The sequence below is a fragment of the Streptomyces sp. NBC_01351 genome, from assembly GCF_036237315.1.
Classification (GTDB): domain Bacteria; phylum Actinomycetota; class Actinomycetes; order Streptomycetales; family Streptomycetaceae; genus Streptomyces.
On sequence record NZ_CP108356.1, the window covers coordinates 6,195,839 to 6,219,218 of the forward strand.

Here is a 23,380-nt window from a genome sequence, read left to right on the forward strand (position 1 = left end):
GCCGTAGGGGATAGTGGGGTACGTGAGTGCCGTACCCCCGCCCCGAAACGATGACGCCCCCGAGCCCGAGCCCCGCTCCGAGCCGGGGTCCGAGACCCGGTCCGAGGCGCCGGACAGCCGCCGCAGCCGCCGCAGCGTGGCCGCCGCCCTGCTGCTCGGCACCCTCGGGGCCACCGTCGTCCTGCTCGCCTCCGGCCGGGTCTGGGCCCGGGGCACCACCGCCTTCGGCGACGACTCGCTGCGGCTGACCGCCGACGGGCAGGCCGTCACCGGGCTGCCCGCGGCCCTGGCCATCGTGGCGCTGGCCGCTCTCGTCGCGGTCTTCGCCGTACGCGGCAAGAGCCGGCTGCTCGTCTCCGCACTGCTGGCGCTCAGCGGCCTCGGCGCGGCGCTGGCGGCCGTCTTCGCCGCCGACGGGCGCAGCGCGCTCGACGCGGAGGCCGCCCGGACGACCGCGGACACCGCCGCGAAGGTGGCGGGGCTGACCCAAACGGCCTGGCCCTACGTCACGGCCGCGGGCGCGGCCCTGATCCTCGTCGCCGGGCTGCTGGCCCTGCGCTTCGGCCGGAGCTGGCCGGCGATGGGCGGCCGCTACGAGCGTGACGGCAGCCCGCGGCCCCGCAAGGCCGCCGTGGTGGATCCGGACCGGCCGGAGGATCTGTGGAAGGCTCTGGACCGGGGCGAGGACCCGACCTCCGATCCGGGGCGCTGACCGGCACTTCGACCCCACCCCCGTGAGCGCGGCCCCGGCCGGGTGCGGGACAATGGCCACCGAGCGTTCGACACAGACCGCGCTTTCTACCAACACGGCATCGCGGCAGAGCAACGAGGAGCAACTCATGGCGGGCACTAGCCACGGACACACCCCGGCCGCCTGGACCGGTGTCATCATCGCCTTCATCGGTTTCTGCATCTCCGGCGCCTTCATGGTGATCGCGAACGTGTGGGGCTTCTGGGCCGGTCTCGTCGTCGTCGCGCTCGGCGGTGTCGTCGGCATGGCGATGAAGGCCGCGGGCATGGGCGCGCCGAAGGCCGCCCACAAGGACCTCGCCGAGGTCATCGCCGCCTCCAAGGTCCCCGCCAAGGTCTGAGCGGTACCGAGGATTCGAAAGGCGCGGCCCCGTCGGGCTGCGCCTTTTGTCGTGCTGCGACTTTTGTGATGATCCGCGAGAATCAGCGGGTGGACGCCTCTCGCACTCCCGATCTCGTGCCGTCGCCGTCGCCTCCCGTCGCCCGGTCTTCCCGTGCCCGGAGGCTCGCCGCTCCGGCGATCACCCTGGTCGGGGCCGTCGCGGCGTTCGCGTACGTGGGCGCGGTGGATCCCAACGAACCGGGCCACTACCCGGTCTGTCCGCTGTTCCGACTGACCGGAATCCTGTGCCCCGGTTGTGGTGGGCTCAGGAGCGCACACGCGTTCGCCCACGGCGATCTCTTTGCAGCAATCGGGGCAAATGCCCTGGCCGTCGTCGGCTACTTCGTCTTCGCGGGATTCGCGGTCCTGTGGCTGGTTCGCGCCTACCGTGGCCGGCCCGCTCCAAGGCCTGCCTTGAAGTCGCTGTACTGGTGGGGGCTGGGTGCGGTGGCCCTGCTTTTCGCCATCGTCCGAAATCTTTCTTTCGGTTCGGCGCTGGCGCCCTGAGAGCCGTGCGGGGCCCCGAATGAAGCCCGGATTCCGAATGTCCAGTTACTGGGACGGCGTCAACCGCGTGCGGAGGGCGACGCCACCTGCGGATACCATTTGATTGCCGACCTTGCATGGGTACGTGTCTGCAAGGCGGCCGACCGTCATCGACCCGGAAGGGGGCCGCTCGCGTGAGTGTGCTCGACGAGATCATCGAAGGGGTCCGCGAAGACCTTGCCGAACGGCAGGCCCGCGTGAGCCTCGACGAGCTCAAGGAGCGTGCCGCCAAGGCGCCCCAGGCCAAGGACGGCGTCGCCGCTCTGCGCGGCGACAGCGTCAAGGTGATCTGCGAGGTCAAGCGCTCCAGCCCGTCCAAGGGCGCGCTGGCCGCGATCGCTGATCCGGCCGGACTCGCCGCCGACTACGAGGCGGGCGGTGCGGCGGTCATCTCCGTCCTCACCGAGCAGCGCCGCTTCGGTGGCTCGCTGGCCGACCTGGAGGCCGTCCGCGCCCGCGTGGACATCCCGATCCTGCGCAAGGACTTCATCGTCACGGCGTACCAGCTCTGGGAGGCGCGCGCCTACGGCGCCGACCTCGTCCTGCTGATCGTCGCGGCCCTGGAGCAGGAGGCCCTCGTCTCCCTCATCGAGCGGGCCGAGTCCATCGGTCTCACCCCGCTCGTCGAGGTCCACGACGAGGAGGAAGTGGAGCGCGCGGTCGCCGCGGGCGCCAAGATCATCGGCGTCAACGCCCGCAACCTCAAGGACCTCAAGGTCGACCGCTCCACCTTCGAGCGAGTCGTCGGCGAGATCCCGGACCACATCGTCAAGATCGCCGAGTCCGGCATCCGTGGCCCGCACGACCTGATCGCCTATGCCAACGAGGGCGCCGACGCCGTCCTCGTCGGGGAGTCCCTGGTGACCGGCCGCGACCCGAAGGCGGCCGTGGCCGACCTCGTCGCCGCCGGCGCCCACCCCGCCCTGCGCCACGGGCGGAGCTGACCCCACCCATGGCCCACAACCCGCCCTCCGTCAGCACGCAGCCCGCGCCGCCGGCACCTCGCCGCGGCCCGGTCGACGTGCCGACGGCGCACGCGCCCCTGGCGCGCGGTTGCCGCCCCCGTGGCTGCCGCGCCCCGGCCCGGCGCGTCCACGGGCGGCGGGTCCGGTACGTGATCGGCTCCGAGCCCGGTCAGGTCAACGGCATGCGATGGCGTCCCGGAGACGCGCTGTAACGAGGGCTGCCCCGGCCCGGTACCCAAGACGTACCGCGCCGGGCCACGGCTCCCGTGCGGCCTGCGCCCCGAGCCGCCGGCTCCGGGCGCGGTCTCCTCGTACCGACACACCACCGGCCCCCGAGCGGGGCACGTGTGTCGTGAGCGAGCGGCGCAATACGGTGAACCCACTCGCCGCATCCCGTAGGAGCACTGGCATGTCCAGCCAATACTTCATCCCGGACCCTGAGGGTCACGTTCCGAACTCCGAAGGCTACTTCGGTGACTTCGGAGGCAAGTTCATCCCGGAGGCGCTCGTCGCCGCCGTGGACGAGGTAGCCGTCGAGTACGAGAAGGCCAAGAGCGACCCGGCCTTCGCCGCCGAGCTGAACGACCTGATGGTCAACTACACCGGCCGCCCGAGCTCCCTCACCGAGGTGCCCCGGTTCGCCGAGCACGCCGGCGGCGCCCGGATCTTCCTCAAGCGCGAGGACCTCAACCACACCGGCTCGCACAAGATCAACAACGTGCTGGGCCAGGCGCTGCTCACCAAGCGCATGGGCAAGACCCGGGTCATCGCCGAGACCGGAGCCGGCCAGCACGGCGTGGCCACCGCCACCGCCTGCGCCCTCTTCGGCCTCGACTGCACCATCTACATGGGCGAGATCGACACCCAGCGCCAGGCCCTCAACGTGGCCCGGATGCGCATGCTCGGCGCCGAGGTCATCGCCGTGAAGTCCGGCTCCCGGACGCTCAAGGACGCCATCAACGAGGCGTTCCGCGACTGGGTCGCCAATGTGGACCAGACCCACTACCTCTTCGGTACGGTCGCCGGCCCCCACCCCTTCCCGGCCATGGTCCGAGACTTCCACCGGGTCATCGGCGTCGAGGCCCGCCGCCAGATCCTGGAGCGCGCCGGCCGGCTGCCCGACGCCGTCGCGGCCTGCGTCGGCGGCGGCTCCAACGCCATCGGCCTCTTCCACGCCTTCATCCCGGACGCCGACGTCCGCCTCGTCGGCTTCGAGCCCGCCGGACACGGCGTCGAGACCGGCGAGCACGCGGCCACCCTGACCGCCGGCGAGCCCGGGATCCTGCACGGCTCCCGCTCCTACGTCCTGCAGGACGAGGAGGGCCAGATCACCGAGCCGTACTCCATCTCGGCCGGTCTGGACTACCCCGGCATCGGCCCGGAGCACTCCTACCTCAAGGACTCCGGCCGCGGCGAGTACCGCGCGGTCACCGACGACCAGGCGATGCAGGCCCTGCGCCTGCTGTCACGCACCGAGGGCATCATCCCGGCGATCGAGTCCGCGCACGCCCTCGCCGGCGCGCTGGACCTCGGCAAGGAGCTGGGCAAGGACGGCCTGATGGTCGTCAACCTGTCCGGCCGCGGTGACAAGGACATGGACACGGCAGCCCGCTACTTCGGGCTGTACGACGGCAGCGAGAGCGCCGAGGGGGAGTCGAAGTGAGCAACGGCAAGATCCAGCTTCTGAGCGACACGCTGGCCAAGGCGAAGTCCGAGGACCGCGCCGCTCTCGTCGCCTACCTCCCGGCCGGCTTCCCGACCGTCGACGGCGCCATCGAGGCGGTCAAGGCCGTCATCGCGGGCGGCGCCGACGTGGTCGAGATCGGCCTCCCGCACAGCGACCCGGTCCTGGACGGCGCGATCATCCAGACCGCCGACGACATCGCCCTGCGCGGCGGAGTCAAGATCGCCGACGTGCTGCGCACCGTGCGCGAGGCCCACGAGGCGACCGGGGCCCCGATCCTGGTGATGACGTACTGGAACCCCGTCGACCGCTACGGCGTCGAGCGGTTCACCGCCGAGCTCGCCGAGGCGGGCGGCGCCGGCTGCATCCTGCCCGACCTGCCGGTCCAGGAGTCCGCGCTGTGGCGGGAGCACGCGGAGAAGCACGGTCTGGCGACCGTCTTCGTCGTGGCCCCCAGCAGCCAGGACGCGCGCCTGGCCACCATCACGGCGGCCGGCTCCGGCTTCGTCTACGCCGCCTCCCTCATGGGCGTCACCGGCACCCGCGAGTCGGTCGGCAACCAGGCCCAGGACCTCGTCCGGCGCACCCGCGCCACCACCGAGCTCCCGGTCTGCGTCGGCCTGGGCGTCTCCAACGCCGCACAGGCCAAGGAGGTCGCGGGCTTCGCCGACGGTGTGATCGTCGGCTCGGCCTTCGTGAAGCTGCTGCTCGACGCACCGGATGAGGCGGCCGGGCTGGCCGCCGTACGGGCGCTGGCGGCCGACCTCGCGGCGGGCGTGCGCAGGAGCTGACTCGCGCGTTCGATCAGGACGTGGACACCTGAGCGGGTTCTGTAGTCCGATCGGGTGGAAGTCGGGGCGGGGAGGCACGCGAGTGCCTCCCCGCTTCGTTTGGCCGAACGTGAGCGAGATGAACGACGGTGCGAACCGCGATGCGACGAAACGATCGGCCCGGGAGCGACTCCAGATGGAGCGCGAGCGGCAGAAGACCCGGGACAAGCGCCGGCGGACCTTGATCGTGGCGGCGGCGGTGGTCGGCGTGCTCGGCCTCGCGACCGTCGTCGGCGTGATCGCGGCCAACGCCGGCAAGGGCGACAAGTCCGCCAAGGCGGGTCCGGTCGTCGCCCCCTCGGGGGCCACGGGCAAGGACGCGCTCGCCATCCAGGCGGGCAAGGCGGAGGCGCCGCACACCCTGGTGGTGTGGGAGGACTTCCGCTGCCCGGCCTGCAAGTCCTTCGAGGACAACTACCGGGACACCATCCACGAGCTGGAGGCCAAGGGCCTGCTCAAGACCGAGTACCACCTGGTCACGCTCATCGACGGGAACATGGGCGGCAGCGGATCCCTGAAGAGCGCGAACGCGGCGGCCTGCGCTCAGGACGCCGGAAAGTTCACCGCCTACCACGACGTCCTCTTCGTCAACCAGCCGCAGGAGGTCGACGACGCCTACGGCAAGAACGCCAAGCTGCTGGAACTGGCAGGCAAGGTGGAGGGGCTGGACACCCCCGAGTTCCGCGCCTGCGTCGAGGACGGCACGCACAACAGCTGGGTGGGCAAATCCCAGGACGCCTTCCGCGCCGGGAAGTTCCGGGGCACGCCGACCGTGCAGCTGGACGGCAAGGACATCTTCTCCGACCAGACGAACCCGATGACCCCGCAGAAGCTCAAGGAGCAGGTGGAGGGCACGGCCAAGAGCTCCGGCAGCGGTGCGACGAAGGCCTCACCGTCCGCTTCCGCCTCTGCTTCGGCGTCTCCCTCGGCCCGGGCGAAGGGCTCGTCGAAGACGGGCTCGCCGTCCCCCGCCGGGGCGTCGAAGGCCTCCGCGACGGGGGCCGCGGGGGACTGAGGGACGCCCGGGGCATGTGTGGATTTGGTTTCGGCTTGCCGGGCGGGTTGCGGTGCCCACCGCCCGGCAGGGTAGCGTCATCACTGCCATGAACCTTGCTTACATCCCCAGCCCGTCGACCGGCGTGATCAATCTCGGACCGATCCCGCTGCGCGGCTACGCGTTCTGCATCATCATCGGTGTCTTCGTCGCCGTCTGGCTCGGCAACAAGCGCTGGGTCGCGCGCGGCGGAAAGCCCGGCACGGTCGCGGACATCGCCGTGTGGGCGGTGCCGTTCGGCCTTGTCGGCGGTCGCCTCTACCACGTGATCACCGACTACCAGCTCTACTTCGGCGAAGGCCGCAACTGGGTCGACGCCTTCAAGATCTGGGAGGGCGGCCTCGGCATCTGGGGTGCGATCGCGCTGGGCGCGGTCGGAGCCTGGATCGGCTGCCGGCTGCGCGGCATCCCGCTGCCGGCCTGGGCGGACGCCCTGGCCCCCGGCATCGCACTGGCCCAGGCGTTCGGGCGGTGGGGCAACTGGTTCAACCAGGAGCTGTACGGCCGCGCCACCGATCTGCCGTGGGCGGTGGAGATCAGCGAGGGCCCGAACCGGGTCGCCGGCACCTACCATCCGACCTTCCTGTACGAGTCGCTGTGGTGCGTCGGCGTCGCCCTGCTGGTCATCTGGGCCGACCGCCGCTTCAAGCTCGGCCACGGGCGGGCGTTCGCCCTGTACGTGGCGGCGTACTGTTCCGGCCGCGTCTGGATCGAGTACATGCGGGTCGACGAGGCGCACCTCATCCTGGGCCTGCGGCTGAACGTATGGACCGCGATCGTGGTCTTCGTCCTGGCCGTGGTCTACCTGGTGCTGTCCGCGAAGCTGCGGCCGGGCCGCGAGGAGATCGTCGAACCGGTCGCCCCCGGCGGTGAGGGCGGTAAGGGTTCGGCTCCGGCCGACGCGGACGCTGCCGCGGAGGCGAAGGACGCCGAGCCGAAGGACTCCGTGCCCGGGGACGGCAAGGCCGCCGACGCGGCCGAGTCGGAAGCCTCCGCGCCGAAGGCGGCCGTCCTGACGAAGGACGCTCCCGCCGAGGCCGAGGCCGAGGCCAAGGCCCCGGAGGCCGGGAAGAGCTGACCCGTACGGTCCGAAGGGGGCGCCGCGCACCAACGCGGCGCCCCCTTCGCGTTTCCCGGGCGGGGTCGGCGGGGGGCCGGTTCCGCCGGTGCCGGGGGCGCGCCGGGGCGTCTCCTCGGGCGTCGAACGTGTCGGGGGGTCGGTGGGCCGAGGGGGCCCAGTTCGACGCCCTGCGGGGACGCCCCGGCACACCCCCGTCCCCGTCGAAACCGGCGGGCGGCCCCCGGGGGCCGTGGGGCGGGGACACTGCGGGGGCCCCGACCCCGCCAGGGTTCGCAAGCCGAGGAGAGGCCCCGCAGGGGCACCGCCCCACCTCGAAGCCGCCCGTTTCAGCCTCGCCGGCGTTTGAGGCGTGGGGGTCCCCCCGGACGGAGTCTGGGGGAGGGTCTGGGGCGGAGCCCCAGGAGGGGGGCCGCACCCGATCCGGGGGCGGGGTTAGCGGGTGGCCATTCGCGCGGCGAGCGCAAGGGTGCGGTGGGCCGCCGCAACCACCGCCGGGTCCACGAAGCGGCCGTCCGGCAGGGCCAGCGCCCCCGGGGTGGCACGGGCCGCGGCCAGGACCTCCTCGGCAGCCGTGACCTCCGCCGGCGCCGGGAGGTAGGCCCGCTCGATCACCGGGAGTTGGTGGGGGTGGATCGCCGCGCGGCCCAGGAAGCCCAGGGCGCGGCCGCGTGCGCAGGAGACGGCCAGGGCTTCCAGGTCCCGGATGTCCGGGAACACGGACTGGGCCGGGGGTGCCAGCCCGGCGGCCCGGGCCGCTACCACCACCCGGGAGCGCGGCCAGTCCAGCCCCGCCTCCGCGCTGACGCCCAGATCGGCCCGCAGGTCCGCCTCGCCGAGGGACAGCCCGCGCAGGGCCGGGTGCGCGCGGGCGATCTCGTACGCCCGCTCCACGCCCAGCGCCGTTTCGAGCAGTGCGTGCAGCCCGACCCCGCCGGTGCGGTCGGCGACGGCGGCGATCTGTTCCGGGGCACTGATCTTCGGCAGCCGGAGTCCCGCGAGGCCCCGCAGGCCGGACAGCGCGGTGAGGTCGGCGCCGCCCCAGGGGGAGTCGAGGGCGTTGACGCGGACGTGGACGGGGACCGGGGGCCGCTCGGAGAGCAGTTCGGCGGTGGCGGCGCGGGCGTACTCCTTGCGGGAGACCGGAACCGCATCCTCCAGGTCCACGATGACGGCGTCCGCCCCGCGGCAGAGGGCTTTCGCGACCACCTCCGGGCGGTCGCCCGGTGCGTACAGCCAGGTCAGGATCACAGCGCTCCTTCTTCGCGGAGGGCCTCGATCTCGGCCGCGGAGAGGCCGAGCTCGGTCAGGACGGCCTCGGTGTCCGCGCCGTGCGGGCGGCCGGCCCAGCGGATCCCGCCGGGGGTCTCGGAGAGCCGGAACAGGACGTTCTGCATCCGTAGCGGACCCAGCTCGGGGTCCTCGATCTCCGTGACGGTGTCGAGGGCCTCGAACTGGGGGTCCGCCATGACGTCCCGGATGTCGTAGACCTGGGCGACGGCCGCCTCCGCGTCCTCGAAGGCGGCGAGGACCTCCTCCGCCTTGTGGCGGGCGATCCAGCCGCCGACCGCCTCGTCCAGGACCTCCGCGTGGGCGGCCCGCCCGGTGCCGGTCGCGAACCAGGGCTCGGCGATCAGCTCGGGCCGGCCCACCAGCCGCATGACCCGTTCCGCGATCGACTGCGCCGAGGTGGACACCGCCAGCCAGCGGTTGTCGGCGCTGCGGTAGGTGTTGCGGGGGGCGTTGTTCGTGGAGCGGTTGCCGGTGCGCGGCTGGACGTAGCCGAGCTGGTCGTACCAGATGGGCTGCGGGCCGAGCACGGTGAGGATCGGCTCGATGATGGCCAGGTCGACGATTTGGCCGTGCCCGGTGCGGTCGCGGCCCGTGAGGGCGGTCATCACGGCGTACGCGGTGGTCAGCGCGGCGATCGAGTCGGCGAGGCCGAAGGGCGGGAGAGTCGGCGGCCCGTCCGGCTCCCCGGTGATCGCGGCGAAACCGCTCATCGCCTCGGCCAGGGTGCCGAAGCCGGGGCGGTGGGCGTACGGGCCCTGCTGGCCGAAGGCCGTGACGCGGGCCAGGACCAGCCGCGGGTTGGCGGCGGACAGCTCGGGCCAGCCGAGACCCCAGCGCTCCAGGGTGCCGGGGCGGAAGTTCTCGATGACCACGTCGGCGGTGGTGGCCAGCCGCAGCAGGGTGTCCCGGCCGCCGGGGGTGGACAGGTCGAGGGTCATCGTCCGCTTGTTCCGGCCGAGGAGCTTCCACCACAGGCCGATGCCGTCCTTGGCGGGGCCGTGGCCGCGGGAGGGGTCGGGGCGGCCGGGGTGCTCGACCTTGACCACCTCGGCACCGAAGTCCCCCAGCAGGGTGGCGGCCAGCGGGCCCGCGAACAGGGTGGCGAGGTCGAGGACGCGCAGTCCTCGCAGGGGCCCCGGATCGGTGTCCCTCAAAGTGTGCCCCCGGGCAGGGATCCGGCGAAGGCGTCGGTCTCGGCGCGGGTCGGCATCGAGTCCTGGGCGCCGGGGCGCTGTACGGAGAGCGCGGCCGCGCACGAGGCCCAGCGCAGCGCCTGCGGCACGGACCGGCCCTCGCCCAGGGCCACCGCGAGCGCGCCGACGAAGGTGTCCCCGGCGGCGGTCGTGTCCACGGCCCGGACCTTCGGCGCGGGCACGGTCAGCGGCTCCCGGCCGCGGGCGGCGTACAGGGATCCGCCCGCGCCGAGGGTGATCACCACCTCCGGCACGTCGTCCAGCAGGGCCGCGGCCGCCTGGTGGGGGTCGGTGAGGCCCGTGAGGGCGGCGGCCTCGTGCTCGTTGGGGACCAGCAGGTCCACGGCGGCGAGCAGCTCGGCCGGCAGCGGCTGGGCGGGGGCCGGGGTGAGGACCGTACGGACCCCGTGGGCGCGGGCGGCGAGGGCGCCGGAGAGGGCGGCGGACAAGGGCAGTTCGAGCTGGAGGAGCAGGGCGCCGGCCCCGGCGATCCGGGCCTCGTCGCCCGCCTCCAGGCCCGTGACGTGGGCATTCGCGCCCGGGATGACGATGATGCTGTTGGCGCCCTCGTCGTCCACGGTGATGTGGGCGGTGCCGCTCGCGCCCTCCACGGTGCGCAGGCCGGCCGTCTCGACGCCGGCCGAGGCGAGCGCGGAGCGCAACCGTACGCCGAACTCGTCGGCCCCGACCGCGCCGATCATCACCACCTCCCCGCCGGAGCGGGCGGCGGCGACGGCCTGGTTCGCGCCCTTGCCGCCGGAGACGGTGCGGAAGGCGCGGCCGGTGACGGTCTCGCCGAGACGGGGGGCCTTGGGTACGTAGGCGACGAGGTCCATGTTGGTACTGCCGAGCACGGCGATGGCCGTCATGAGCGTGCTGCCTCCTGTGCGGTGAGGTGGGCGAGGGCGTCGAAGCCGATGCCGTCGAAGCCGGGGACGGTGGTGGCGAGGCGGTTCTTGAGGGGGGCCGCCCAGCGGTGCGGGACCTCGCCCGCGACGAGGGCGGCGAGGGCGCCGGCGGTGGCCCCGTTGGAATCGGTGTCCCAGCCGCCGGAGACCGCCCGGCAGACGGAGTGGGTGAAGTCCCCGTCGGCGTGGGTGAGGGCGGCGGCGATCAGCGCGGTGTTGGGCACGGCGTGGACCCAGTGGTAGTGGCCGTAGCGGGCGTGCAGCCGGTCCACGACGAGGGCGAAGTCGGTGTGTTCCCCGGCGGTGGAGATGCCGAAGCGGACGGCCTCGGCGAGGCGGGAACGGGGCGGTACGACCGCCAGGCCGGTGCGGAGCGCGGAGTGGATGCCGGCCCGGCCGGTGGCGGCGGTGGCGGTGGCCGCGGCGATGAAGAGGCCGGCGTAGACCCCGTTCGAGGTGTGGGTGAGGACGGCGTCCCGGTACGCCTGGGCCGCGGCGGCGGCCGGGTCGCCGGGGTTGGTCCAGCCGTGGACGTCGGCGCGGATGAGGGCGCCGATCCACTCGCGGAAGGGGTTGTGGCGGGTGGCGGTGAGCGGGGGCTCCACGCCGTGGAGGAGGTTGCGGTACGCGATCCGCTCGGCGGTGAAGGTCCGCCCGGCGGGCAGCTCGTCGAGCCAGAGCCGGGCCACGTCGGCCGTGGTGAAGCCCTTGCCGTGCCGCTGGAGCAGGAGCAGGCCGAGGAGGGGGTAGTTGAGGTCGTCGTCCTCGGGCATGCCGTCGATGTTCTCGGCGAGGGAGGTGGGGGCGGAGCGGCGGTTCCAGGGGTGCGCGGCCAGAACCTCCGGGGGGACGCGGTGTGCGGTGAACCAGTCGTTCAGGGGCCAGTTGCCCGCGGCGCGGGCCAGGGCGCGGATGCCGTGCAGGGGCAGCTTCTCGACGGGCTTCCCCAGCAGGCACCCGGCGGCGCGGCCGACCCAGGCGGCCTCCAGCCGGGCGGCGAGACGGGGGTCGGGGGTGGGGCCGTCGCCGTCGCCCGGCGCGGGGCGGGCGGGTGGGGTGTACGCGGATCCGCGGTGCGGGGGTGGGTGCTCGGGCCAGGTGGCGCGGATGGACTCCCAGGAGTCCGGTTCGTCGGGGGAGAGCGGGGAGGGGAGGGCGGCCAGCTCGTCCAGGAGGCGGGTGGCGAGCGCGCGGAGTTCCGGCGGGGCCGGGGCGGGGGAGGCGCCGGCCCGGGCGGGGGCCGGGTGGCCGCCCGCCGCCAGCCAGGCCCGGCGGGCGGGTCCGGCGTCCCGGCCGTCCTCCACGGCCTGCCGCAGCTCGTGCCCGATCAGGTCCTCGGGCTGCGCCCAGGTGAGGCGTACGAGGGCGGGGGAGGGGTGGGGGCTCGGGTGGGTCGGGAGTGGGGGGCAGGGGGTTGTCATCGGGGGGCCGTCAGGGTGGTGAAGGCGGTTTCGTGGGCGTGGCGGCGGGTGCGGTCCCGGGCGAAGATCTCCCGGGTCACGGCGGCCAGGGCGGCGGCCGGGGCGTGCAGGTCCAGGCGGCTGGCCTCGGCGACCTGCTTCGCCCAGGCGGGCGGGACGGCCGCTTCGCCGCCCAGGGCTCCGGCGATGGCGCCCGCCATGGTGGCGATGGAGTCGCAGTCCCGGCCGTAGTTCACGGCTCCGAGCACGGAGGTCTCGTACGAACCATCGGCGATCAGCAGCATGCCGAGGGCGATCGGGAGTTCCTCGATGGAGTGGAGGCGGGAGGGGCGCCGCGCGCCGAGGGAGGGGGCGCGGTAGTCGGGGCCCACCGAGTCGTACGGGGCGACCGCCGCCCGGAGCGGGGTCAGGGCCGACTCGAAGTCCCGGTGGCGGGCGGCGACTTCCGCGACCGCGGCGATGGCGGCTCGGGTGCCGTCCTTGGCGAGGGAGAGGGTGGTGTCCACTACCGAGGAGGCCGTCGCGCCGGGGAGGCACGCGGCCGCCACCGCCGCCGCGAACACGCCCGCCGCCTCCCGCCCGTACGAGGACTGGTGCGCGCCGGCGATGTCCAGGGCCTCCGCGTACGCGCCCGCCGGGTTGCCCGCGTTGGCGATGCCGACCGGCGCCATGTACATGGCCGCACCGCAGTTGACGATGTTGCCGCTGCCCGCCTCGCGGGGGTCGACGTGGGCGTAGTGGAGGCGGGTGACGATCCACTTCTCGGCCAGGAAGATCCGCTGGAGGGGGAGCACCTCCGCCTCCAGTTCCGGGATCCAGCGGGGGTTCGTCATCAGGTCCGGGACGAGGTGCTCGGCGACCGAGTAGGCGTCGAGGTGGTCGCGTACCGCCTCGTAGACGCGTACGAGCGCGTGGGTCATCAAGGTGTCGTCCGTGACGTGGCCGTCGCCCTTGTGGTACGGGGCGATGGGGCGGGCCGTGCGCCAGTCCTCGTGCCAGGGGCCGACGATGCCGTGGATGCGGCCGCCGTGACGTTCCACGATCTGGTCCGGGGTCCAGCCCTCCACCGGGCCGCCGAGCGCGTCGCCGACGGCGGCTCCGACGAGGGCGCCGGTGGCCCGGTCCTCCAGCATGAGCGTCATGTTCGCATCATTCCTTGTGGGTTGGGTGAGGTGAGTTCGGTACGGGTGAGGAGCGCGGCGAGTTCGACGAGGTCGGTTCCGGCGAGGCGGGGCAGCGCGCAGCCGGAGAGGGTGCGGCAGGCCTCGCGCCAGGCGGCGGGGATCGAGTCGCCGCCGCCGAGCGCGCCGGTGAGCGCGCCGGCCAGGGCGGGGGCGGAGTCCGCGACGCGGGACAGGCAGGCGGCCGCCGGGACGGCCTCGGTCACCTTGCCGCGGGCGGCGGTCGTGAGGGCGAGGGCCACGGGGACGGTCTCGGCGGCGGCGATCCCGTAGCTGTAGACGTGGTCGACGATCTCGTGTTCGAGGGTGGGGACGATGGCGAAGGCGCCGCCGTCGGTGTGGGCACGGGCCAGCTTGACGGCGTGGCGGGCGTTGCGGCCGATCTCGGTGGCCGCGGGGAGCTGGGCGAGGGCGGCGTCGACGGAGGCGTCCACGTCGGCGGTGGCCAGCGCCGTGGCGATGGCGGCGGCCATGGCGCGGGCGCCGTGGACCCCGTCGCCGTCTTGCGTGTAGCGGGCGTCGAACTCGGCCAGGTCCGCCGCCGCGTGGGGATCGCCGGGGTGGACGACGGCGAGCACGCAGGCGCGGATGCAGGCGGCGTCGTCGAAGTAATGCGGGTTGTCGTGGCCGGTGGCGGGCGGGCGCAGGCCGGTGGCGAGGTTGCCGAGGCCGGCGCGGACGGAGATCCGGGCGCGGAGGGGGAGTACGGCGGACTCGACTTCGGGCGCGCGTTCCGCTGCCGCGGCCACCTCGGAGGCGAGGGCGTTCCACGCGAGGTCGATGGCGGCGCGCATACGGCGGGACCGGCTGAGGTCGGAGAGCAGGACTCCTGCGGCGGTGAGTACGGACTCGGCGACGAAGGCCGCCCACTCGGCGTCGTCGGACGGGCCGAGGCGGAGGGGTTCGGGCGGTTGGTTCAGGGCGATGGGGACGGGGAGGGTGGTGGTGGCGTTCTGCTCCGCGAAGGTGTCGAGCTCGCGGGTGAGGCGGCGGGTCCACTCGGGCATGCGGCTCGCGCGGTGGCGGGCGGCGGGCCATCCGGCCGCGTCGCCTGCGGCGAGCCCGAGGAGGAGTCCCTCGATCCGGCGGGCCCCTGTGGGGGGCTCGGCGGGGTCGGGGCTCCGGTCGGCCCGGCTGCCTTCTCGTGGCCCGGTCCGGGCGGGGGTGGCGGCGTGCCGGTTCCCTCCGGGTGGGGCTGTGGTCGTATCGGTCTGCGCGCGTGCGGTGACGGCTGCGCCGCCGGGGCGTTCCGTGACCCGGGCCCGGCTTCGCGGCTCGGATCCGGTGGGCCGGTTCCCTCCGGGTGGGGCTGTGGTCGTACTGGTTTCCGCGCGTGCGGTGTCGACTGAGAGGCCGGGCTGCCGTTCGACCCGGGCCCAGGTATGGGCCTCCGACCCGGCGGTGGGCTCCGCCAGGGGCGGGGAGACGGCCGGGCCCGGTGGGGAGGCCAGGGCGGTCTGGGCCCCCCGGCCCGGCTCCCGCTCCGCCGGGGCGGGCGGGGGGCGGTCGGGCAGGCCCGCCGGGTCGGGCAGGCCCGCCGGGGAGGACGGGCCCGTCGGGGTGGCCGGGTTCGTCGGGGCGGGGGACTGCTGGGCCGGGGAAGTCGGGCGGCCCGGCTCCCGGTCTGCCGGGGCCGCTCGCTCCGCCGGGGTGGTGGGAGTCGTGTCCGGGGTGAAAGGGGGTGGGGTCATCGGGGGGCCTCGTATTCCGGGGTGAGGAGGTCCGCGATGTCCAGGACGTGGTAGCCCCGCATCGAGGGGAGGCAGCTGCCGCGGACCGGGCCGATGGCCGAGGACCAGGCGGTGGGGATCGCGGCGGCTCCGGAGAGGGCGCCGGACAGGGCGCCCGCCACCGCCGCCGTGGTGTCGGCGTCGCGGCCCATGTTGACCGCTGTCAGGACCGAGGACGCGAAGTCGCCCCGGCAGGCCGCGAAGGCGCCGAAGGCCAGGCCCACGGCTTCGGGGGCCAGGTCCGTCCAGGGGTAGCCGCCGATGACGACCGCCGAGCGCACGGCCCGCTCCCCGCGCGGGGCGGCCGTGACGGCGCGCCGCAGGGAGCGGGCCGTCCAGGAGTCGGAGGGGATGACGGACAGCGCCGCCGAGACGACGGAGGCGGGGGAGCCGCCCGCCATGGCCGCGGCAACCCCGGCGGCGACCGCCTGGCCGCCGTAGATGCCCTCCCCGTCGTGGCTGACCGAGCCGTCGATGGCTACGAGGCGGGCCGCCTCCGCCGGCCGGCCCGCCGCGAACACGCCGAACGGGGCCGCCCGCATGGCGAGGCCGTCCGACCACGCGTGCCGGTGCTGGGCCGAGATGGGGGCCGCCAGACCGCGGCGGAGGTTCTCCAGGGTGCCGCGCTCCGAGAAGCCCGCCCCGCGGAACGGGCCTTCGTCGAGGTCCGCGATCCAGTGGTGCCAAGCCCGTTCCACGTGGGAGACGGTGAGCGCCGAGCCGTGCCGGGCCAGCAGCAGCCCGGAGAAGATCGCGTACTCGGTGTCGTCCGTGCCCGCCGGGTCCTCCGACACGAAGCCCTCGATGCGGCCCCACTTGGCCCGGATCTCCGAAGGCTTCATGTTCTCCGCGGGGGCGCCCAGCGCGTCACCCACCGCCAGTCCCAGAAGAGCGCCCCTGGCCCGTTCGAGGAGGACCTGCGGATTGCATGCAATCAGCTCCATGGCGCGCCTCTCCACTTGATGGGACTCATGATGAGCCCTTGGGGGATTTGTGCCACGGCATGTGGTTTGTCGCTCGTCGCGAAACACCCCGCGAACGTCGCCGTCACCCGGTCGCCGACCCGCAAAACCGCAGGTAAGTACGGCCTTCCTTGCTGGCGGGCGGCGGAAATCGTGCGTAGTTTCGAGGTGTTCAGGGGGAGCGGGAGGTCTCGCGGCACCCGTTCGCACAAATGGGGAGATATCGGCATGTCCATCATCGACATCGAAGCACCGCTGCACACCGCCCACCGGGACAACCACACCCACCGCGACGTCAACGGCGGATGGCTGCGGCCGGCGGTCTTCGGAGCGATGGACGGACTGGTCTCCAACCTCGCCCTCATGACCGGTGTGGCGGGCGGTGCCGTCGCCCCGCACGTCGTCGCGATCACCGGGCTGGCGGGCCTCGCGGCCGGTGCCTTCTCGATGGCGGCCGGCGAATACACCTCCGTCGCCTCGCAGCGCGAGCTGGTGCTCGCCGAACTTGACATAGAGCGACAGCAGTTGCGCAAGCACCCGGTGGACGAGATGGAGGAGCTGGCCGAGCTCTACGTCTCCCGGGGCGTCGAGCCGGCCCTCGCCCGCGAGGTCGCCATGCAGCTGTCCCGCGACCCCGAGCAGGCGCTGGAGATCCACGCCCGCGAGGAGCTCGGGATCGACCCCGACGACCTGCCTTCGCCGTTGGTCGCCGCGGTCTCGTCCTTCGGCTCCTTCGCGCTGGGCGCGCTGCTCCCCCTGCTGCCGTACCTGCTCGGTGCCACGTCCCTGTGGCCCGCGGTGCTGCTGGCGCTGGTCGGGCTCTTCGCCTGCGGGGCGGTCGTCGCCCGGATCACCGCCAGGTCCTGGTGGTACAGCGGTTTGCGCCAGCTTGTCCTGGGTGGCGCCGCCGCCGGTGTGACGTACATCCTGGGAACCTGGATCGGTGGAGCCGTAGGCTGACCCAGCAGGGAGTGAGACACTATGCGGTACGCAGCATAAGTAGTCCGTTACCCGGCGGTTTCGATTCCGTGTCCGCTGGGCATCAGACCAGGGCGCCCGGGCAATGATGCCCGCCACGCGCCGGGACCTTCTCCCCGTGATGCGTTCCTCAGAACACCGCGAAGGTCCCTTCTTTCTGCCTCGTGCGATGTCCGCATGCTGGAATGGCATATCCGCTTCGCGGGATTGTCGTCATCATGTAATCTGCACGAAATTTCGCAGAGGGCCAACGTCGTCCCTCGGCTATGCACATATGCCACGACGACGACGGGAGAGCCGATGCGTTCCGCATCCACGCACTCCGCGACCGGCCCCAGCACCACCGCCTGGTCGCCCATGGACGGTCGCCCCGCCCAGCAGGGCATGTACGACCCGCGCAACGAGAAGGACGCCTGTGGCGTCGGATTCGTGGCGAACCTCACCGGCGAGGCCACCCACACCCTCGTTGAGCAGGCCCTGACCGTATTGCGGAACCTCGAACACCGCGGCGCGACCGGCTCCGAGCCGGACTCGGGCGACGGTGCCGGAATCCTCTCCCAGGTGCCCGACGCGTTCCTGCGCGAGGTCGCCGGATTCGATCTCCCCGAGGCCGGCGCGTACGCCGTCGGCATCGCCTTCCTCCCCGCCGACGGCACCGCACAGGCCGTCGCCGTGGAGCAGATCGAGGCCATCGCCGCCCAGGAGAACCTGACGGTCCTCGGCTGGCGCGAGGTTCCGGTCACGCCGGACCTGCTCGGCAACGGCGCCCGCGTCACCATGCCGGCCTTCCGCCAGCTGTTCGTCAGCAACGGCAGCACCGGCATCGAGCTGGACCGCAAGGCCTTCGTCCTGCGCAAGCGCGCCGAGCGCGAGGCGGGCACCTACTTCCCGTCGCTCTCCGCCCGCACGATCGTCTACAAGGGCATGCTGACCACCGGCCAGCTGGAGCCCTTCTTCCCCGACCTCTCGGACCGCCGCTTCGCCTCGGCGCTCGCCCTGGTCCACTCGCGGTTCTCGACGAACACCTTCCCGGCCTGGCCGCTCGCCCACCCGTACCGCTTCGTCGCGCACAACGGCGAGATCAACACGGTCAAGGGCAACCGCAACTGGATGAAGGCCCGCGAGTCCCAGCTGGCGTCCGAGGCCTTCGGCGACGGCGTGCTGGACCGCATCTTCCCGATCTGCACCCCGGACGCCTCCGACTCGGCCTCCTTCGACGAGGTCCTGGAGCTGCTCCACCTCGGCGGCCGGTCGCTCCCGCACAGCGTGCTGATGATGATCCCGGAGGCGTGGGAGAACCACACCTCCATGGACCCGGCCCGCCGCGCGTTCTACCAGTACCACTCCACGCTGATGGAGCCCTGGGACGGCCCCGCCTGCGTCACCTTCACCGACGGCACCCAGGTCGGCGCGGTCCTCGACCGCAACGGTCTGCGCCCCGGCCGCTACTGGGTCACCGACGACGGCCTCGTCGTCCTCGGCTCCGAGGTCGGCGTGCTCGACATCGACCCGGCCAAGGTCGTCCGCAAGGGCCGCCTGCAGCCCGGCAAGATGTTCCTCGTCGACACCGCCCAGAAGCGGATCATCGAGGACGAGGAGATCAAGAACGAGCTCGCCTCCGCCGCCCCCTACGCGGAGTGGCTGGAGACCGGCGAGATCGAGCTGTCGGACCTGCCCGAGCGTGAGCACATCGTGCACACCCACGCCTCGGTCACCCGCCGCCAGCAGACCTTCGGCTACACCGAGGAAGAGCTCCGCATCATCCTCGCGCCGATGGCCCGCACCGCCGGCGAGCCCCTCGGCTCCATGGGCACGGACTCGCCGATCGCGGCCCTGTCCGAGCGCCCCCGCCTGCTCTTCGACTACTTCACCCAGCTCTTCGCGCAGGTCACCAACCCGCCGCTGGACGCCATCCGCGAGGAGCTCGTCACCTCGCTGCTGTCCTCGATCGGCCCGGAGTCCAACCTCCTGGAGCCGACCGCCGCGTCGTGCCGCAGCGTCACGCTGCCCTTCCCGGTGATCGACAACGACGAGCTGGCCAAGCTCATCCACATCAACGCCGACGGCGACATGCCGGGCATGAAGGCCGCCACCCTCTCGGGCCTCTACCGGGTCTCGGGCGGCGCCGACGCGCTCGCCGCGCGGATCGCGGAGATCCGTACCGAGGCCGACGCGGCCATCGCGGCCGGCGCCCGCCTCATCGTCCTCTCGGACCGCCACTCGGACGCCGAGCACGCGCCGATCCCGTCGCTGCTGCTCACCTCCGCCGTGCACCACCACCTCATCGCCACCAAGCAGCGCACCCAGGTGGGTCTGCTCGTCGAGGCCGGTGACGTCCGCGAGGTCCACCACGTCGCCCTGCTCATCGGCTACGGCGCCGCTGCGGTCAACCCGTACCTCGCCATGGAGTCCGTCGAGGACCTCCTGCGCGCCGGTACCTTCCTGTCCGGCCTGGAGCCGGAGCAGGCCATCAAGAACCTGATCTACGCGCTCGGCAAGGGCGTCCTGAAGGTCATGTCCAAGATGGGCATCTCCACCGTCGCCTCCTACCGCGGCGCCCAGGTCTTCGAGGCCGTCGGCCTGAACGAGGAGTTCGTCGGGGCCTACTTCAGCGGCACCGCCACCAAGATCGGCGGCGCCGGCCTGGACGTCATCGCCAAGGAGGTGGCCGCGCGCCACGCCAAGGCGTACCCGGCCTCCGGCATCGCGGCCACGCACCGCGCGCTGGAGATCGGCGGCGAGTACCAGTGGCGCCGCGAGGGCGAGCCGCACCTGTTCGACCCGGACACGGTCTTCCGCCTCCAGCACGCCACGCGCAACCGCCGGTACGACATCTTCAAGCAGTACACGGACCGGGTGAACGAGCAGTCCGAGCGCCTGATGACGCTCCGCGGGCTCTTCGGCTTCAAGACGGAGGACCGCCCGTCGCTCTCCATCGACGAGGTCGAGTCGGTCGCCGACATCGTCAAGCGCTTCTCCACCGGCGCCATGTCGTACGGCTCCATCTCCAAGGAGGCGCACGAGACCCTCGCCATCGCCATGAACCAGCTGGGCGCCAAGTCCAACACCGGTGAGGGCGGCGAGGACCCGGACCGCCTGTACGACCCGGCGCGCCGCTCCTCCATCAAGCAGGTCGCCTCCGGCCGCTTCGGTGTCACGAGCGAGTACCTGGTCAACGCGGACGACATCCAGATCAAGATGGCGCAGGGTGCCAAGCCCGGCGAGGGCGGCCAGCTGCCCGGCCACAAGGTCTACCCGTGGGTCGCCAAGACCCGGCACTCCACCCCGGGCGTCGGCCTGATCTCCCCGCCGCCGCACCACGACATCTACTCCATCGAGGACCTGGCTCAGCTGATCCACGACCTCAAGAACGCCAACCCGGTCGCGCGCATCCACGTGAAGCTCGTCTCCGAGGTCGGCGTGGGTACGGTCGCCGCGGGTGTCTCCAAGGCCCACGCGGACGTCGTCCTCATCTCCGGCCACGACGGCGGAACGGGCGCCTCCCCGCTCACCTCCCTGAAGCACGCGGGCGGTCCCTGGGAGCTCGGCCTCGCCGAGACCCAGCAGACGCTGCTGCTCAACGGGCTGCGCGACCGCATCGTCGTCCAGACCGACGGCCAGCTCAAGACCGGCCGCGACGTGGTCATCGCCGCGCTGCTCGGCGCCGAGGAGTTCGGTTTCGCGACCGCGCCGCTCGTCGTCTCCGGCTGCGTCATGATGCGCGTCTGCCACCTGGACACCTGCCCGGTCGGCATCGCCACCCAGAACCCGGTCCTGCGCGACCGCTTCTCCGGCAAGCCCGAGTTCGTCGTCAACTTCTTCGAGTTCATCGCGGAGGAGGTGCGCGAGATCCTCGCCGAGCTGGGCTTCCGCACGATCGAGGAGGCCGTCGGCCACGCCGAGCTGCTCGACACGACGAAGGCCGTCACGCACTGGAAGGCGCAGGGCCTCGACCTGGAGCCGCTCTTCTACGTGCCCGAGCTGCCCGAGGGCGCGGTCCGCCACGCCCTGATCGAGCAGGACCACGGTCTGGAGAAGGCCCTCGACAACGAGCTCATCGAGCTCGCGGCCGACGCACTGAACGCCGACACCGCGGAGGCGGCCCTGCCGGTCCGCGCCCAGGTCGCGATCCGCAACATCAACCGGACCGTCGGCACCATGCTCGGCCACCAGGTCACCAAGAAGTTCGGTGGAGCGGGCCTGCCCGACAACACCATCGACCTGACCTTCACGGGCAGCGCCGGCCAGTCCTTCGGCGCCTTCGTGCCGAAGGGCATCACCCTCCGCCTGGAGGGCGACGCCAACGACTACGTCGGCAAGGGCCTCTCCGGTGGCCGGATCGTGGTCCGCCCGGACCGCGCCGCCGACCACCTCGCCGAGTACTCCACCATCGCCGGCAACACCATCGGCTACGGAGCCACCGGCGGCGAGATGTTCCTGCGCGGCCGCACCGGCGAACGCTTCTGCGTCCGCAACTCCGGCGCCCTGGTCGTCTCGGAGGGCGTGGGCGACCACGGCTGCGAGTACATGACCGGCGGCACAGCGGTCGTCCTGGGCGAGACGGGCCGCAACTTCGCGGCCGGCATGTCGGGCGGCGTCGCGTACGTCATCGACCTCGACCCGCACAACGTCAACGTCGGCAACGCGGGCGCGGTCGAGACCGTCCTCTCCGACACCGACAAGCAGTGGCTGCACGATGTGGTGCGCCGCCACGAGGAGGAGACCGGCTCGACCGTGGCCGCGAAGCTCCTGGCTGACTGGTCCGTCTCGGTGGACCGCTTCAGCAAGATCATCCCCACCACGTACAAGGCAGTGCTCGCCGCCAAGGACGCCGCTGAGCTCGCCGGACTCTCGGAATCCGAGACCACGGAGAAGATGATGGAGGCGGCGACCAATGGCTGACCCGAAGGGCTTCCTCACCACCCCCCGCGAGACCGCCTGCTCCCGTCCCGTCGCCGAACGGCTGAAGGACTGGAACGAGGTCTACGTCCCGGGCTCGCTGCTCCCGATCATCAGCAAGCAGGCCGGCCGCTGCATGGACTGCGGCATCCCGTTCTGCCACAACGGGTGCCCGCTCGGAAACCTGATCCCCGAGTGGAACGACTTCTCGTACCGCGAGGACTGGACGGCGGCCTCCGAGCGCCTGCACGCCACGAACAACTTCCCGGAGTTCACGGGCCGCCTGTGCCCGGCCCCGTGCGAGTCGGCGTGCGTGCTCGGCATCAACCAGCCGGCCGTCACCATCAAGAACGTCGAAGTCTCGATCATCGACAAGGCCTGGGACAACGGCGACGTCACCCCGCAGGCGCCCGAGCGCCTGTCCGGCAAGACCGCCGCCGTCATCGGCTCGGGCCCGGCCGGTCTGGCCGCCGCCCAGCAGCTGACCCGGGCCGGCCACACCGTGGTCGTGTACGAGCGCGCCGACCGCATCGGCGGCCTGCTGCGCTACGGCATCCCCGAGTTCAAGATGGAGAAGGTACACATCAACCGCCGCATCGAGCAGATGCGCGCGGAGGGCACCAAGTTCCGCACGGGCATCGAGGTCGGCCGCGACATCACCGCCACCGACCTGCGCAAGCGGTTCGACGCGGTGGTCATCGCGGCGGGCGCCACCGTCTCCCGCGACCTCCCGGTCCCGGGCCGCGAGCTCGGCGGCATCCACTTCGCGATGGAGTACCTGCCGCTCGCCAACAAGGTCCAGGAGGGCGACTTCATGGCGCCCCCCATCACGGCCGAGGGCAAGCACGTGGTCGTCATCGGCGGCGGCGACACCGGCGCGGACTGCGTGGGCACCGCCCACCGCCAGGGCGCGGCCTCGGTCACGCAGCTGGAGATCATGCCGAAGCCGTCCGAGGACCGCCCCACCGGGCAGCCCTGGCCGACCTTCCCCATGCTGTACAAGGTCACCTCGGCGCACGAGGAGGGTGGCGAGCGGGTCTACTCCGTCTCCACCACCCACTTCGAGGGCGACGAGGACGGCAACGTCAAGGCGCTGCACCTCGTCGAGGTGGAGTTCATCGACGGCAAGCTCACCCAGAAGCCCGACACCGAGCGCGTCCTCCCCGCGCAGCTGGTCACCCTGGCGATGGGCTTCACCGGCACCGACCAGGAGAACGGCCTCGTGGGCCAGTTCGACCTGGAGCTGGACGGCCGCGGCAACATCGTCCGCGACTCGTCCTACGCGACCAACGTCGACGGCGTCTTCGTCGCCGGCGACGCCGGCCGCGGCCAGTCGCTCATCGTCTGGGCCATCGCGGAAGGCCGCTCGGCCGCCCGCGGCGTGGACCGCTTCCTGACCGGAGCCAGTACCCTCCCGTACCCGGTCAAGCCGACGGACCGTTCCCTGACGGTGTAACACCGAGCAGTACCCCCGCCCCGCGAAGGGCGGGACCCCTCATACGGTCCGTACAACGGAGTACGGAAAC

Annotated in this window: 19 protein-coding genes; 12 read left to right on the forward strand and 7 right to left on the reverse strand. The window is 72.8% G+C overall.

Annotated features, from left to right (window positions below):
- Window positions 1–13 precede the first annotated feature (13 nt).
- The 9 genes from OG625_RS28550 to lgt all read left to right on the forward strand — a co-directional run bounded on the left by OG625_RS28550 (window position 14) and on the right by lgt (window position 7,289).
- A complete protein-coding gene (locus OG625_RS28550; protein WP_443067791.1) occupies window positions 14–712 on the forward strand; it encodes a TIGR02234 family membrane protein in 699 nt (232 codons plus the stop codon).
- Window positions 713–839: 127 nt separating this feature from the next.
- On the forward strand, window positions 840–1,091 hold the full coding sequence (locus OG625_RS28555; RefSeq protein WP_329386707.1) for an HGxxPAAW family protein: 252 nt from the start codon (window positions 840–842) through the stop codon (window positions 1,089–1,091).
- Between the two features lie 68 nt (window positions 1,092–1,159).
- The gene (locus tag OG625_RS28560; protein ID WP_329386709.1) at window positions 1,160–1,639 is read left to right on the forward strand and encodes a DUF2752 domain-containing protein; all 480 of its coding nucleotides are present in this window, start codon (window positions 1,160–1,162) and stop codon (window positions 1,637–1,639) included.
- Between the two features lie 173 nt (window positions 1,640–1,812).
- Window positions 1,813–2,622, forward strand: coding sequence for an indole-3-glycerol phosphate synthase TrpC (gene trpC / locus OG625_RS28565; protein WP_030012837.1), 810 nt, complete (start codon window positions 1,813–1,815; stop codon window positions 2,620–2,622).
- An 8-nt stretch (window positions 2,623–2,630) separates the two neighbouring features.
- Window positions 2,631–2,855, forward strand: coding sequence for a tryptophan biosynthesis modulator TrpM (gene trpM, locus OG625_RS41470; protein ID WP_443067792.1), 225 nt, complete (start codon window positions 2,631–2,633; stop codon window positions 2,853–2,855).
- Between the two features lie 197 nt (window positions 2,856–3,052).
- Window positions 3,053–4,306: a tryptophan synthase subunit beta gene (gene trpB, locus OG625_RS28570; protein WP_329386711.1), complete on the forward strand. Its 1,254-nt coding sequence runs from the start codon at window positions 3,053–3,055 to the stop codon at window positions 4,304–4,306.
- On the forward strand, window positions 4,303–5,118 hold the full coding sequence (gene trpA, locus OG625_RS28575; RefSeq protein ID WP_329386714.1) for a tryptophan synthase subunit alpha: 816 nt from the start codon (window positions 4,303–4,305) through the stop codon (window positions 5,116–5,118). Before trpB ends, trpA begins: the two co-directional genes overlap by 4 nt.
- A gap of 118 nt (window positions 5,119–5,236) precedes the next feature.
- Entirely contained in the window at window positions 5,237–6,172 is a 936-nt protein-coding gene (locus OG625_RS28580; protein WP_329386716.1) for a DsbA family protein, read from the forward strand.
- A gap of 88 nt (window positions 6,173–6,260) precedes the next feature.
- Entirely contained in the window at window positions 6,261–7,289 is a 1,029-nt protein-coding gene (gene lgt / locus OG625_RS28585) for a prolipoprotein diacylglyceryl transferase (RefSeq protein ID WP_329386720.1), read from the forward strand.
- Window positions 7,290–7,724: 435 nt separating this feature from the next.
- On the opposite strand, the gene OG625_RS28590 is transcribed toward lgt, so the two are convergent.
- The 7 genes from OG625_RS28590 to OG625_RS28620 are packed head-to-tail and all read right to left on the reverse strand — an operon-like array spanning window position 7,725 to window position 15,959.
- Window positions 7,725–8,540 carry an HpcH/HpaI aldolase/citrate lyase family protein gene (locus OG625_RS28590; protein ID WP_329386722.1) on the reverse strand — a complete coding sequence of 272 codons (816 nt, stop codon included), beginning with the start codon at window positions 8,538–8,540 and terminating at the stop codon, window positions 7,725–7,727.
- Complete coding sequence (locus OG625_RS28595; RefSeq protein ID WP_443067793.1) at window positions 8,537–9,736, reverse strand: CaiB/BaiF CoA transferase family protein; 1,200 nt, start codon at window positions 9,734–9,736, stop codon at window positions 8,537–8,539. The genes OG625_RS28590 and OG625_RS28595 overlap by 4 nt, the downstream gene beginning before the upstream one ends.
- The gene (rbsK, locus tag OG625_RS28600; protein ID WP_329386725.1) at window positions 9,733–10,644 is read right to left on the reverse strand and encodes a ribokinase; all 912 of its coding nucleotides are present in this window, start codon (window positions 10,642–10,644) and stop codon (window positions 9,733–9,735) included. Before rbsK ends, OG625_RS28595 begins: the two co-directional genes overlap by 4 nt.
- On the reverse strand, window positions 10,641–12,104 hold the full coding sequence (locus tag OG625_RS28605) for an ADP-ribosylglycohydrolase family protein (protein WP_329386728.1): 1,464 nt from the start codon (window positions 12,102–12,104) through the stop codon (window positions 10,641–10,643). The genes rbsK and OG625_RS28605 overlap by 4 nt, the downstream gene beginning before the upstream one ends.
- Window positions 12,101–13,246 carry an ADP-ribosylglycohydrolase family protein gene (locus tag OG625_RS28610; protein ID WP_329386729.1) on the reverse strand — a complete coding sequence of 382 codons (1,146 nt, stop codon included), beginning with the start codon at window positions 13,244–13,246 and terminating at the stop codon, window positions 12,101–12,103. The genes OG625_RS28605 and OG625_RS28610 overlap by 4 nt, the downstream gene beginning before the upstream one ends.
- Window positions 13,243–14,976, reverse strand: coding sequence for an ADP-ribosylglycohydrolase family protein (locus OG625_RS28615; protein WP_329386731.1), 1,734 nt, complete (start codon window positions 14,974–14,976; stop codon window positions 13,243–13,245). Before OG625_RS28615 ends, OG625_RS28610 begins: the two co-directional genes overlap by 4 nt.
- Entirely contained in the window at window positions 14,973–15,959 is a 987-nt protein-coding gene (locus OG625_RS28620) for an ADP-ribosylglycohydrolase family protein (RefSeq protein ID WP_329386734.1), read from the reverse strand. The genes OG625_RS28615 and OG625_RS28620 overlap by 4 nt, the downstream gene beginning before the upstream one ends.
- A 246-nt stretch (window positions 15,960–16,205) precedes the next feature.
- Between OG625_RS28620 and OG625_RS28625 the strand changes: the two genes are divergently transcribed.
- The 3 genes from OG625_RS28625 (at window position 16,206) to OG625_RS28635 (ending at window position 23,310) form a co-directional block, all read left to right on the forward strand.
- Complete coding sequence (locus OG625_RS28625) at window positions 16,206–16,937, forward strand: VIT1/CCC1 transporter family protein (RefSeq protein ID WP_329386736.1); 732 nt, start codon at window positions 16,206–16,208, stop codon at window positions 16,935–16,937.
- 375 nt (window positions 16,938–17,312) lie between these two features.
- Complete coding sequence (gene gltB, locus OG625_RS28630) at window positions 17,313–21,857, forward strand: glutamate synthase large subunit (RefSeq protein ID WP_329391046.1); 4,545 nt, start codon at window positions 17,313–17,315, stop codon at window positions 21,855–21,857.
- A complete protein-coding gene (locus OG625_RS28635) occupies window positions 21,850–23,310 on the forward strand; it encodes a glutamate synthase subunit beta (protein WP_329386739.1) in 1,461 nt (486 codons plus the stop codon). The genes gltB and OG625_RS28635 overlap by 8 nt, the downstream gene beginning before the upstream one ends.
- The last annotated feature ends 70 nt before the right edge of the window (window positions 23,311–23,380 follow it).